The sequence below is a fragment of the Pseudomonas sp. MH10 genome (assembly GCF_034353045.1).
GTDB lineage: Bacteria > Pseudomonadota > Gammaproteobacteria > Pseudomonadales > Pseudomonadaceae > Aquipseudomonas.
In genome coordinates, this window is the sequence record NZ_CP133783.1 from 4,727,826 (window position 1) to 4,740,682 (window position 12,857).

12 protein-coding genes and 1 other RNA gene are annotated in these 12,857 nt (G+C 57.4%); 9 read left to right on the top strand and 4 right to left on the bottom strand.

The genetic code is table 11. The annotated features are described in order from the left end of the window. Window positions 1-152: 152 nt before the first annotated feature. The 4 genes from RHM59_RS21285 to RHM59_RS21300 all read right to left on the bottom strand — a co-directional run bounded on the left by RHM59_RS21285 (window position 153) and on the right by RHM59_RS21300 (window position 3,629). A complete protein-coding gene (locus RHM59_RS21285; RefSeq protein ID WP_322184932.1) occupies window positions 153-731 on the bottom strand; it encodes a BON domain-containing protein in 579 nt (192 codons plus the stop codon). Then, window positions 728-1,321 (bottom strand): phosphoheptose isomerase, encoded by a 594-nt coding sequence (locus RHM59_RS21290; protein WP_322166032.1) that lies wholly within the window; start codon window positions 1,319-1,321, stop codon window positions 728-730. Before RHM59_RS21290 ends, RHM59_RS21285 begins: the two co-directional genes overlap by 4 nt. Window positions 1,322-1,446: 125 nt before the next feature. Continuing rightward, a complete protein-coding gene (locus RHM59_RS21295) occupies window positions 1,447-1,821 on the bottom strand; it encodes a YraN family protein (protein ID WP_322166031.1) in 375 nt (124 codons plus the stop codon). After that, window positions 1,818-3,629 (bottom strand): penicillin-binding protein activator, encoded by a 1,812-nt coding sequence (locus RHM59_RS21300; protein WP_322166030.1) that lies wholly within the window; start codon window positions 3,627-3,629, stop codon window positions 1,818-1,820. Before RHM59_RS21300 ends, RHM59_RS21295 begins: the two co-directional genes overlap by 4 nt. A gap of 347 nt (window positions 3,630-3,976) precedes the next feature. Between RHM59_RS21300 and rsmI the strand changes: the two genes are divergently transcribed. From rsmI to mraY, 9 genes are all read left to right on the top strand, one after another. Continuing rightward, window positions 3,977-4,771 (top strand): 16S rRNA (cytidine(1402)-2'-O)-methyltransferase, encoded by a 795-nt coding sequence (rsmI, locus tag RHM59_RS21305; protein WP_322286739.1) that lies wholly within the window; start codon window positions 3,977-3,979, stop codon window positions 4,769-4,771. 86 nt (window positions 4,772-4,857) lie between these two features. Further along, window positions 4,858-5,216: RNase P RNA component class A (gene rnpB / locus RHM59_RS21310), an RNA gene on the top strand. Between the two features lie 305 nt (window positions 5,217-5,521). Further along, on the top strand, window positions 5,522-5,977 hold the full coding sequence (mraZ, locus tag RHM59_RS21315; protein WP_299832072.1) for a division/cell wall cluster transcriptional repressor MraZ: 456 nt from the start codon (window positions 5,522-5,524) through the stop codon (window positions 5,975-5,977). A 2-nt stretch (window positions 5,978-5,979) separates the two neighbouring features. After that, the gene (gene rsmH / locus RHM59_RS21320; protein WP_322171122.1) at window positions 5,980-6,921 is read left to right on the top strand and encodes a 16S rRNA (cytosine(1402)-N(4))-methyltransferase RsmH; all 942 of its coding nucleotides are present in this window, start codon (window positions 5,980-5,982) and stop codon (window positions 6,919-6,921) included. Beyond that, window positions 6,918-7,211 (top strand): cell division protein FtsL, encoded by a 294-nt coding sequence (gene ftsL / locus RHM59_RS21325; protein WP_322285335.1) that lies wholly within the window; start codon window positions 6,918-6,920, stop codon window positions 7,209-7,211. The genes rsmH and ftsL overlap by 4 nt, the downstream gene beginning before the upstream one ends. Further along, window positions 7,208-8,947, top strand: coding sequence for a peptidoglycan D,D-transpeptidase FtsI family protein (locus tag RHM59_RS21330; RefSeq protein WP_416195034.1), 1,740 nt, complete (start codon window positions 7,208-7,210; stop codon window positions 8,945-8,947). The genes ftsL and RHM59_RS21330 overlap by 4 nt, the downstream gene beginning before the upstream one ends. Beyond that, on the top strand, window positions 8,947-10,410 hold the full coding sequence (locus RHM59_RS21335; RefSeq protein ID WP_322285336.1) for a UDP-N-acetylmuramoyl-L-alanyl-D-glutamate--2,6-diaminopimelate ligase: 1,464 nt from the start codon (window positions 8,947-8,949) through the stop codon (window positions 10,408-10,410). Before RHM59_RS21330 ends, RHM59_RS21335 begins: the two co-directional genes overlap by 1 nt. Further along, the gene (locus tag RHM59_RS21340) at window positions 10,403-11,770 is read left to right on the top strand and encodes a UDP-N-acetylmuramoyl-tripeptide--D-alanyl-D-alanine ligase (RefSeq protein ID WP_322184936.1); all 1,368 of its coding nucleotides are present in this window, start codon (window positions 10,403-10,405) and stop codon (window positions 11,768-11,770) included. Before RHM59_RS21335 ends, RHM59_RS21340 begins: the two co-directional genes overlap by 8 nt. Further along, window positions 11,770-12,852: a phospho-N-acetylmuramoyl-pentapeptide-transferase gene (gene mraY, locus RHM59_RS21345; protein ID WP_322166024.1), complete on the top strand. Its 1,083-nt coding sequence runs from the start codon at window positions 11,770-11,772 to the stop codon at window positions 12,850-12,852. Before RHM59_RS21340 ends, mraY begins: the two co-directional genes overlap by 1 nt. Window positions 12,853-12,857: the final 5 nt, after the last annotated feature.

Genomic DNA, 12,857 nt, shown 5'->3' on the forward strand with positions numbered 1-12,857 from the left:
GGTCGACATCACGGCGCGATTACGGGCGTCTTCGCAGGCAAGCCCACAGTATCTGCGGCTTCTGCAGTTCCTACAGGCCGTTTGTTACCGCGACGACGCGTTGACGGGCCACCTCAGGGAATGAATGAATTCGGTCCCAGATCAGGGCGTGGTTAATCGATGTACTCAAACAATTTCACAATCTTCTGCACGCCAGATACGCCTTGGACCAAGTTGGTAGCGCGGGTGGCTTCTTGCTGAGTCACCAGGCCTAACAGGTAGACGATGCCGTTCTCGGTCACGACTTTGATGCGTGAGCCCGGAATGGTGTCATCCGTGAGCATTTGCGTTTTGATCTTGGTGGTCAGCCAGGCGTCGTTGTTGCGCGCCAGGATCGAAGACGGGGCCATGACCTGAAGTTCGTTGTTGACCTTTTTAACCCGCTGCACGGAGCCAGCGGCTTGTTCGGCAAGGGTTTTCAAGTCTTGGCGTGGCGTTTGCCCTGCGAGCAGGACGATGCCGTTAAAGCTGGTGACAATGATGTGCGAGCCTTCGTCCAGGTCAGGATTGGCCTTGGCGACGTTGACCGCAACTTTGGTTTCGATCAGTGAATCATCGATTTTGCTGCCGAACGTGCGGGTGCCGCGGTCATCCTGGATCGGCGTGTCACGGGTCGCAGTCAGGACCGAGCTGCATCCGCTGAGACCGAGGCAAAGTGTCAAAGCCAGTAGGCTTAGGCGATTAGGGGTCATTCTTCACTCCCGAACAGTTGGCTGTCGATCAGATCACAGAGGCAATGGATCGCCAGCAGGTGGACTTCTTGAATACGTGCGGTGACTTTGGACGGAACGCGGATCTCCACATCCTCGGGCAATAGCAGCGACGCCATGTCGCCACCGTCGCGACCGGTCAAGGCTACGACAACCATTTCCCGATCATGTGCGGCCTGGATGGCTTGAATAATGTTCGCCGAGTTGCCACTGGTGGAAATGGCCAGCAGTACATCGCCCGGCTGACCCAGCGCGCGGATCTGTTTGGAAAAGATCTCGTTGTAGCTGTAGTCGTTGGCAATCGAGGTGATCGTCGAAGTGTCAGTGGTCAGTGCAATCGCTGGCAGGCTCGGGCGTTCGCGTTCAAAGCGGTTTAGCAATTCCGAGGAGAAGTGCTGGGCGTCACCCGCAGAGCCGCCGTTGCCGCAAGAAAGCATTTTGCCTTCGTTGAGCAGGGCATTGACCATCACTTGGCTGGCTTGCTCGATGTAGGGCGCAAGAACTTCCATCGCCTGCTGCTTGGTGTCGATGCTGGCCTGGAAAAGCTGGCGAATTCGGGATTGCATGTCCATCTATGTGACCTTAAGTAGGGCAACTGCTCCAGGCACAAACAATGTGCAGCCTGCAAAGCAAAATCGGTATAGGTATGTCGTTCAAAAAATCAGGCATTCAGATTCGACAAGTCCTGCCGCCTGATTTAGCTGTCAAATGCATTTTGGAGCCAGTTAAACGAGGGTTCCTTGCCAGGGTTGCCGTTGATGCCAATCACATCGAAACGGCAGGGGGAATCAGCCCAGCGTGACGCGTGTTGCAGAAAATATTGTGCGGCGACGACAAGCTTTTCGCGCTTGCGAATATCGACGCTTTCAAGCGCTCCACCCCAGCCCGCATGGCGGCGATAGCGCACTTCGACGAATACTACTGTATCGCCATCAAGCATGACCAGATCGAGTTCACCACGTTTGCATATCCAATTCTGTGCGATGAGGCTCAAGCCCTGTTGCTGGAGATAATTCAGGGCGAAGGCTTCCGCCTCACGCCCTGCTTGCAGATGCGGTGCGCCTGCGATCAATGTGCGGTGTCCGGCAGGCGTTGAACCTGGCCGCCGACAAATTGAGCCCATGGCAGTTGCCGCTCAATACGTTGCCCTTCACCCAGGCTCAAATTGCCGGACTCGCCGTCGAGACGGGTGTCAGGCAAGGCTTTGAGTTGTGACAGACGCGGTGCCAAGCGATAAGCATCGATCCCCATGGCGTACAACCGACCCAAGCTTCCGGCGGCTTGCGGCCATTGCGCGGTCACTTGCTTGTGCAGCGGGTCGCTGGTGTTCAGTAGCCATGGCGTGTCGCAGAATTGAATGCCTTCCAAGTCCTTGTATTGCGCTTGATCGCCACTGTTGGTGAACAGTTGCGAGGTCGCGTACACAGGTACGTCACCGGCATATTGGAACACCAACGTTGGTTTGATCTGCTGGGCTAGCTGGGGTGTTGCGGCCAGGAATATAAAATCGATGTCCTGACGACGTGTTGGCTGAGGTGCTTGAGCGCCTGCGGTGTTCTGCAAGCTTTTGGCGCGGGCATCGACATTACGCAGTTGGAACATGTCGGCAATTTGCTGGGCGAGGGCGACCGGCTGGTCGACATGCTCAGCGACGATGAACGTACCGCCCAATGCTTGCCAGCTTTGACGGAAAGCATCTAGAACACGGTCACCCCACTCACCTTTGGGCACCATGGCGGCAGCGCTGCGCTTGCCATCGGCCCAAGCGCGACGCGCGACTTCTCGGGCTTCGTCTTCAGCGGCCAGTCCAAACTGGAACAACTCTGGTGGACCCGCTTGACGTGAATCGCTGTAGTTAAGAGCCAGCGTTGTGATCGGCAAATGCGGATGGCTGCTCAGTTGTTTGACCAGTGGCTTTTCCAGCGGGCCGATGACCAATTGCACTCCGGACGCCTTGGCCTGACGGTAAAATTCGTCAAGCGAAGTCAACCGCGAGCTGTCGAACACCTGGATCACAGGTGGTTTTTGTCCGGCTTGCTGAGCTTGATAGTGCGCAGCCATGAAGCCTTCACGCAGTGCTCGGGCTACCGAAACCAGCGGGCCATCTTGTGGCAGCAACAACGCGATTTTAGTCAGCGGCTCACTGGCCAGTGCCTTGAGCGCCACCAGCGGCAGTGGCAATTGCTGGGCCGCCGGATGCTGCGGGTTTTGCGCTTTCCACGTATCAATCGCAGCTTGCTGTTGTTCAAGCGTGCCAGCGGTTTTCACCACCAGGGCCAAACTCAACCAGCCTGCCAGGTCTCCGTTGCCAGTGCCTTGCAGTTGCTCGGGAGGTAATTGGGAAACCAGCGACCAGATCGCTTCGTGGTTAGCCGTGGCATCGCCGTTCTTAAGCAGCGGCGCTATAAATACCCGTTGGCTGGCGGCCGCCAGGATTTGGCCGTCGGCTTCTAGTGCGCGCGCTTGAACGAGGCCCGTGCGCACTTGCTGATCGATAGGCAGTTCACCCAAACGTTGCAGGCTTGGATGGCTTAACGCTGCCAGCGCGACCTTGGGTTGGTTGCGACCCAGTGCCAGTTCAGCAGCAAGAGTGCTGGCGTAGACCTGTTGTGCGGGTTTGAGCTGATCAAGAGGCACTTGCTCTAGAATTTTTGCAGCTCGGCCCACGTTGCCTTGTCGATTGGCTTGGTCGGCCGCGCTCAGTCTGAGCGTCGCAGCTTGATCGGGGGTTTTGGCGGCAGCGGCTTGTTCGAGCAATTGCTCGATGCTGGCGTCAGGTGTGCGAGGCAGCTCGCCAAGGGTTGACGACGGCGAGCTGGCACACGCGGCCAACAGGGCAGCGAGACAAAGGGCGGTGAACAGGCGCAGGCAAGCGATCATGTATGTGATCCTGATACTCGAGCAAATAGGCGGGAATTGTACCCAAGCACCGGCCGGGGCGCGATGTTGGTGGCGTTAAAGCGGTGATATTGGTCCCGGCGCAGGAAAATAAGGGGTGGTCCGGCGTTTTTTTTGCTTATTCACGTCGTGCGGTAACGAAAACAAACGTTTTTTTAAGACTGTTTCAGTGTTCACCGGTGGCAGCTATCCGTTCGCTCAGGCCTTAATCTGTACAATGCGTTTTTTGTTTCACACAAGAGGTGTGCGCTTTGACTGCTCCAGGTGCTTTGAATTCCGCTCCAGGCTCGCTTTATGTTGTGGCCACGCCTATCGGTAACCTGGATGACATGAGCGTGCGTGCGCTGAAGGTGTTGCGCGACGTGGCGTTAATTGCCGCCGAAGATACGCGCCACTCGTTACGGTTGATGCAGCACTTTGGTATCCCAACGCCGCTGGCGGCGTGTCACGAACATAACGAGCGGGAAGAGGGCAGTCGTTTTCTGACGCGTTTGTTGGCCGGAGATGATGTTGCACTCATTTCCGACGCGGGTACGCCACTGATCTCGGACCCCGGTTATCACTTGGTGCGTCAAGCGCGTGCTGCGGGTATTCGGGTGGTGCCCGTGCCGGGGGCGTGCGCGTTGATCGCCGCGTTGTCGGCTGCGGGTTTACCTTCCGATCGATTTATCTTCGAAGGCTTTTTACCCGCTAAAGCAGTTGGCCGCAGGGCTCGGCTTGAGTTGCTGAAGGATGAGCCTCGCACGCTGATCTTCTATGAGGCGCCGCACCGCATTCTTGAGTGCTTGCAGGACCTTGAGTCGGTATTCGGTCCAGAGCGCCCGGCGTTGTTGGCGCGAGAGCTGACCAAAACATTTGAAACCCTCAAAGGACTGCCGTTGTCGGAGTTACGTGCTTTTGTCGAAGGTGACAGCAATCAGCAGCGTGGCGAGTGCGTGGTGTTGGTTGCAGGTTGGACGGCGTCGGAAGATGAAGACGTTATTGGTACCGAGGCGCGGCGCATTCTGGATCTCTTGCTGGAAGAAATGCCGCTCAAACGGGCTGCCGCGCTGGCTGCCGAAATCACCGGCGTGCGCAAAAACTTGCTTTATCAGGTAGCGTTGGACAAGCAGAAAGGCGCATAAACAACGGCACTGCTGCCAACTGCCAAAGGACCCAAAGCGTATTAAAGCTTGTTCTTGACGGTTTGTGCCGCTAACCTTGGCGGCGGAGAGTCGATTGGACAGTCGCTGCCTTCTATTGTTCCGCAATAGAGGGGGGAGGAAAGTCCGGGCTCCATAGGGCAGAGTGCCAGGTAATGCCTGGGAGGCGCGAGCCTACGGAAAGTGCCACAGAAAATAACCGCCTAAGCACTTCGGTGCCGGTAAGGGTGAAAAGGTGCGGTAAGAGCGCACCGCACGTCTGGCAACAGGTCGTGGTCAAGGTAAACCCCACTCGGAGCAAGACCAAATAGGGTTCCAAGGCGTGGCCCGCGCTGGAACCGGGTAGGTTGCTAAAGACGTCCAGTGATGGCCGTCGTAGACGAATGACTGTTCACGACAGAACCCGGCTTATAGATCGACTCTCCACCTTTTTCTTTCCCCCGCTTTTCGTAGCATCAGCCCTTCGTAATATCAAAAAAATCTTACTCTTGATAAATCACATTAACTTCGGGACTCAGACCTCTGAGCCCGTTGGGGTTTATCTGTCCAAGTAATTGAAAAATTGCACCAAAGTCTGATTTTCCTCTCCTAAATCTCCGTTCTGTAAGGGAATTCCTTAGGGCCGCGCCTTGACGGTGTGGTGGGCGCATTCATATAGTGTGCGCAAGTGGCGGAAAGTGGCACGAAGTGGGTTTTTTCAGCGTAAAAAGTTAATATTCGGAGATCGCGCCTGTGTTTCGTGGTGCAAACGCAATCAATCTTGACGCAAAGGGCCGCCTCGCTATGCCGAGTCGGTACCGCGACGAGTTGGATTCGCGTAGTGCCGGGCAGTTGATTGTCACGATTGACGCTGTAGACCCCTGCTTATGCCTGTATCCGTTATCCGAATGGGAACTGATCGAAGCCAAGTTGCGTGACTTGGCAACTTTCCGAGAAGAAAACCGTCGTCTGCAGCGGCTGTTGATCGGGAATGCGGTCGATCTGGAACTTGATGGCAGCGGCCGTTTTCTGGTGCCACCGCGGCTGCGAGACTACGCGAAGTTGGATAAGCGCGTGATGTTAGTTGGCCAGCTAAATAAGTTTCAACTGTGGGACGAGGACGCCTGGAACGCTCTTGCTGAGGCGGATCTGGCGGCCATTCAACAACCGGGCGCTATGCCTGATGAATTGCGTGATTTGATCTTGTGACTATGACTAGCGGCTTTACCCACATCACCGTACTGCTCGAAGAAGCCGTAGAGGCTCTCGCGGTGCGTACCGATGGCTGCTATTTGGATGGCACATTCGGACGCGGCGGCCACAGCCGATTGATCTTGCAGCATCTGGGGCCCGACGGGCGTTTGCTGGGATTCGACAAAGATCCTCAAGCAATTGCCACCGGGCAAGCGCTAGCGGCCGAAGACGGCCGCTTTGTCGTTGTGCAACGTAGCTTTGCTGAGCTGGGCGCCGAAGTTGAAAGTCGCGGCTTGGCTGGCAAGGTCAACGGCATTCTTCTCGACCTCGGTGTCTCATCACCGCAGTTGGACGACCCGGAGCGTGGCTTCAGCTTCATGAACGACGGCCCTCTGGACATGCGTATGGACCCGAGTCGAGGCGTCAGCGCCGCCGAGTTCATTGCTACGGCATCCGCCGAAGAAATTGCTCGCGTGTTCAAGGAATACGGCGAAGAACGTTTTTCCAAGCGCATGGCAAACGCCGTCGTTCAACGGCGTGAGACTCAGCGCTTTGAGCGTACCGGTGACCTTGCAGAAGTGCTGAAGGTCGCGAACCCTGCATGGGAAAAAGGCAAGAACCCAGCGACCCGTGCCTTTCAGGGCTTACGCATTCACGTCAATAACGAGCTGGGCGACCTCGAGGCCGGGCTTGAAGCGGCGCTTGAAACCCTCGAAATTGGCGGGCGGTTGGTGGTCATCAGCTTTCACTCGCTAGAAGACCGCATCGTCAAATTGTTCATGCGCAAACTGGCTAAAGGCGAAACCGACACCATGCCTCGGGATCTGCCGATCCGTTTTCAGGCATTCGACCCAAAAATCAAAATTCTCGGCAAGGCGCAATTCGCCTCCGAAGCTGAAACCAAAGCTAACCCACGTTCGCGCAGCGCTGTCATGCGTGTTGCGGAGAAGCTTAAGTGAGCCAGCTTGTCCTTAAGCCTTTGCCCGGCGGCAGTTTCTTCATGCTGCTGCTGTTCATCGCTGTATTGGTTTCGGCAATTGGCGTGGCGTATAGCGCGCATTGGAACCGGCAGTTACTGAACTCGCTGTATAGCGAGCTGAGCGTGCGCGACAAAGCGCAGGCGGAATGGGGCCGTTTGATTCTTGAGCAAAGCACTTGGACCGCGCACAGTCGTATCGAATCGCTGGCCACCGAACAACTGCATATGCGCATTCCAAGCGCCGCTGAAGTTCGAATGGTGGCCCCATGATGAACCTCGAAGGCGCCTTGTATCCGTGGCGTTTTCGCGTGGTGGTGGGGCTGCTTGCGATCATGGTGGGCGCGATTTGTTGGCGGATTATCGACCTGCAAGTGGTCGACCATAAGTTCCTCAAGGAACAAGGCGATGCCCGTAGCGTTCGTCACATCCCAATTCCCGCTCACCGTGGCTTGATCACCGACCGTAACGGCGAGCCGTTGGCCGTCAGTACGCCGGTGACGACGCTGTGGGCCAACCCCAAAGAGATGCAGGGCGCCAAGGATAAATGGCCTGCATTGGCCGCGGCCCTGGGACAAGACGCCAAGTTGCTGAGTGACCGCCTGGAAGCGCAGGCCGATAAAGAATTTATCTATCTGGTCCGCGGCCTTACGCCAGAGCAGGGTCAGGCTGTGCTTGATCTGAAAGTACCGGGCGTTTACGGCATCGAAGAGTTCCGGCGTTTTTATCCAGCGGGAGATGTCACTGCGCACATGGTCGGGTTTACCGACCTCGATGACCACGGTCGCGAAGGCGTCGAGCTGGCTTACGACGACTGGCTGGCGGGAGTTCCTGGTAAGCGACAAGTGATCAAGGACCGACGCGGTCGACTGATCAAAGACGTTCAGGTGACTAAAAATGCCAAGGCCGGGAAGACCTTGGCATTGTCTATTGACCTGCGCCTGCAATACCTGGCGACCCGCGAACTGCGCAACGCCATTCAGGAAAACGACGCCAAGGCTGGCAGTCTGGTGATCATGGACGTGAAAACCGGCGAAGTGCTGGCCATGGTCAACTCGCCAACCTACAACCCCAACAACCGCCGCACCATGATCCCGGCCGCCATGCGCAATCGCGCAATCACCGACGTGTTCGAGCCTGGTTCGACCATGAAGCCAATCTCGATGACGGCTGCGCTGGACAGCGGTCGTTGGAAGCCTAGTGACAAAGTCGAGGTCTACCCCGGCACACTACAGATCGGTAAATACACGATTCGCGATGTGACCAAGACCGAAGGCCCGATCCTTGATTTGACCGGTATTTTGATCAACTCCAGTAACGTCGGCATGAGCAAAGTGGCCTTCGACATTGGGGGTGAAGCAATCTTCCACGCCATGCAGCGCGTTGGCTTGGGGCAATACACTGGCCTTGGTTTTCCCGGCGAGCGTGTGGGTAATCTTCCGAACTACCGCGAATGGCGCAAAGCCGAAACCGCGACCCTGTCGTACGGCTACGGCTTGTCGATTACGGCGCTGCAGTTGGTGCATGCTTATTCAGCCATCGCTAACAACGGCCGCATCGTGCCGTTGACCATCCTCAAAGCTGACTCGCCACCGGTCTCGGTTCAGGCGATCCCAGAAGCGACCGCAAAAACCGTGCAGGGCATGATGCAGCAAGTGATCGAGGACCCGCGTGGTGTTTACCGTGCTCGGGTGCCGTCGTATCACGTGGCAGGCAAGAGCGGTACCGCACGAAAAACAGTCTCGGGCACCAAGGGCTATGAAGAGAACGCCTACCGCTCGCTGTTCGCCGGCTTTGGTCCGATGAGCAATCCGCGTTACGCCATCGTGGTGGTAATTGATGAACCGGGCAAGGCGGGCTACTACGGTGGTCTGGTATCGGCACCGGTGTTCAGCAAGGTGATGTCGGGCACGCTGCGGCTGATGAATATCACCCCGGACAATTTGGCGGCGACGCCAACGCAGGAGCAAGTCAATGCTGTGCCCGCTGTTAAGGGAGGGCGTGGTTAATGTCTTCTAGCCTGAACAAGATTTTCGCCCATGCCGACCGCGATCTATTGATTCGCGAGTTGACCCTCGACAGCCGTAACGTGCGCCCTGGCGATCTGTTTCTGGCAATTCCGGGTGCCAAAATCGACGGTCGGGCGCACATCGCTGACGCCCTTAAACGTGGCGCGGCGGCGGTGGCCTATGAAGTGGACGGCGCAACCGTACTGCCAATTACCGATGTTCCGTTGATCCCGGTTAAAGGTCTGGCTGCGCAATTGTCGGACATCGCCGGGCGTTTTTACGGTGACCCGAGCCGCAACCTGAATTTGATCGGTGTCACCGGCACCAACGGCAAAACCAGTGTCACCCAACTGATCGCGCAAGCGCTGGATCAATTGGGTCAGCACTGCGGGATAGTCGGCACACTGGGAACCGGTTTCCACGGTGCGCTGCAAAGCGGCCGCTTGACCACGCCTGACCCGATCACCGTGCAGGCGACCATCGCTGATTTGAGAAAGGCTGGTGCCCGCGCCGTTGCGATGGAAGTGTCCTCTCATGGCCTTGATCAAGGCCGGGCGAGCGCGTTGGCGTTCGACGTTGCGGTGCTGACGAACCTGTCTCGCGACCATCTGGATTATCACGGCACGATGCAAGCCTACGCAGCCGCCAAGGCCAAGTTGTTTGCCTGGTCCAACCTGCGTTGCCGAGTAATCAATCTGGATGACGATTTTGGTCGCCAGTTGGCTGCCAACAAACACGAATCGCGTTTGATTACCTACAGCGTCAAAGACGCCAGCGCTTCGCTGTATTGCCGCGATGCGCATTTCGATGACGATGGCGTGCGCGCCATCTTGGTCACGGCTCAAGGCGAACATCATTTGCGCAGCAGCTTGCTGGGTCGTTTCAACCTGAGCAACGTGCTGGCAGCTATCGGCGCATTGATGGGGCTGGATTATCCGCTGGACGAAATCATGAACGTGCTGCCGACGCTGGAAGGTCCGGTTGGCCGCATGCAACGATTGGGTGGCGGCAATCAGCCACTGGTGGTGGTTGATTACGCACACACCCCTGACGCGCTGGAAAAGGTGCTCGAAGCGCTGCGTCCGCACGCGAAAGGCCGCTTGATGTGCCTGTTCGGTTGCGGCGGAGACCGTGATCGCGGCAAGCGCCCGTTAATGGCTGAAGTGGTCGAGCGGCTGGCGGATACGGTGTTGGTCACAGATGACAACCCACGCACCGAAGCACCGGCACAGATTTTCGATGACATCCGTAAAGGCTTCGTTGCCGCCGACACCGTGACCTTCGTCGCCGGACGCGGCCAGGCAGTGGCGCAATTGATTGCCAGTGCGTCAGCTGCGGACGTCATCGTGTTAGCGGGCAAGGGCCACGAGGACTATCAGGAAATCAACGGTCAGCGTCAGCCATTTTCTGATCTCGAAGAAGCCAGCAAAGCCTTGGCTGCATGGGAGGTGGCGCATGCTTAAGCCTCTGGCCTTCAGTGAACTGGTTGCGCCACTGAGTGGCCGTTTGGTCGGCGCTGATTGCACCTTTACCGGGGTGAGCATTGATAGTCGACACATTGTGCCGGGTCAGCTGTTTATCGCACTTGCCGGTCCCAATTTTGATGGTCACGACTACCTGAATGACGTCGCAAGTAAAGGCGCGGTCGGCGCGCTGGTCGAGCGTGAAATCCCGGGTTCGGTGTTGCCGCAATTGGTCGTCACCGACACTCGTCAGGCGTTGGCGCAACTCGGTGCGTTGAATCGCAGCCGGTTTGACAAGCCGGTAGCGGCGATCACTGGTTCCAGCGGCAAAACCACCACCAAGGAAATGCTCGCCAGCATCCTGCGTACCCGTGGATCGGTCCTGGCCACCCGTGGCAATTTAAACAACGAGTTGGGGGTTCCACTGACCCTGCTTGAACTGGCGCCGGAGCATTCAGCAGCCGTCATCGAATTGGGTGCGTCCCGCCTCGGTGAAATCAGTTACACCGTCGATTTGGCAAAACCTCAGGTTGCCGTCATCACCAACGCAGGGACCGCCCATGTGGGTGAGTTCGGCGGGCCGGAGAAGATCGTCCAGGCCAAGGGTGAAATCCTTGAGGGTTTGGGCGCCAACGGTACGGCCGTCCTCAATCGAGACGATATCGCCTTTGCTACCTGGCGCGCCCGCGCCAAGGGTCGCCCGGTGCTGAGTTTCGCCTTGAGTGATGACGCAGCAGATTTTTACGCCAGGGACCTGACCCGCGATGCACGCGGCTGCCCTAGCTTCACGCTGCATGGTCCGTCCGGTTCGGCATCGATTCAGCTCAACTTACTGGGCGCCTATAACATTGCCAACGCGTTGGCGGCTGCGGCCGCGGCGCATGCCCTGGGCGTATCGCTGGACGGTATCGTCGCGGGTTTGGCTGCGGTGCAACCGGTCAAGGGCCGTGCGGTGGCGCAGTTAGCCACTAACGGCATTCGTCTGATTGATGACACGTATAACGCTAACCCCACCGCCATGTGCGCAGCCGTTGATATACTCGCCGGCTTTTCTGGGCGCACCGTCTTGGTGCTCGGAGACATTGGCGAGCTAGGCGAGTGGGCCGAGCAGGGTCACCGCGATGTAGGTGCGTATGCCGCTGGTAAGGTCTCGGCGTTGTACGCGGTTGGGCCATTAATGGCTTACGCAGTAAAAGCGTTCGGCGAGCACGGCCGTCACTTCGCAAATCAGCAAGACCTGATCGCAGCGCTTGGCGCCGAGCAGGACACTAACACCACCATTTTGATTAAAGGTTCGCGCAGCGCAGCGATGGAAAACATCGTCGCCGCTTTGTGTGGTTCTAGCCAGGAGAAACATTAATGCTGCTGTTGTTGGCGGAGTATTTACAACAATTCTACAAAGGCTTCGCGGTCTTCCAATACCTGACCCTGCGCGGGATTCTCGGCGTGCTTACCGCATTGACGCTCGCGTTGTGCCTGGGCCCATGGATGATCCGGACTTTGCAGAATCGCCAGATCGGACAGTCAGTCCGCAATGACGGTCCGCAGTCGCACTTGGCCAAATCGGGCACGCCGACCATGGGTGGCGCGCTGATTCTGTCCGCCATCACTGTCAGCACTTTGTTATGGGCTGATTTGAGCAACCGCTACGTGTGGGTGGTGATGATCGTCACCCTGCTGTTTGGTGGCATTGGCTGGGTCGATGATTACCGCAAAGTCATTGAGAAAAATTCAAAAGGTTTGCCGAGCCGCTGGAAGTACTTCTGGCAATCGGTGTTCGGTCTTGGCGCGGCGATCTTCCTGTATTCCACCGCGCCCTCCGCTGTGGAAACCACGCTGATCGTGCCGATGCTCAAGGATGTCGGTATCCCGCTTGGCGTCGGCTTCATAGTGCTGACCTACTTCGTGATCGTCGGCTCAAGCAACGCGGTCAACCTGACCGACGGCCTCGACGGTCTGGCAATTTTGCCAACGGTTATGGTAGGCGGCGCGCTGGGCATCTTCTGCTACCTGTCGGGTAACGTGAAGTTTGCTGAGTACCTGCTGATTCCTTATGTCCCCGGCGCAGGTGAGCTGATCGTGTTCTGCGGCGCATTGATTGGCGCGGGACTGGGCTTTCTTTGGTTCAACACCTACCCGGCACAGGTCTTCATGGGTGACGTCGGTGCGCTGGCCCTCGGCGCAGCGCTGGGCACCATCGCCGTCATCGTTCGTCAGGAAATCGTCTTATTCATCATGGGCGGCGTGTTCGTGGCAGAAACCCTGTCCGTCGTCATCCAGGTAGCGTCATTCAAGTTGACCGGTCGCCGCGTGTTTCGCATGGCACCGATTCACCACCACTTTGAACTCAAAGGCTGGCCCGAGCCGCGTGTGATTGTCCGTTTCTGGATCATTACCGTGATTTTGGTGCTGATTGGCCTTGCCACCCTGAAGCTGAGGTAGAACGA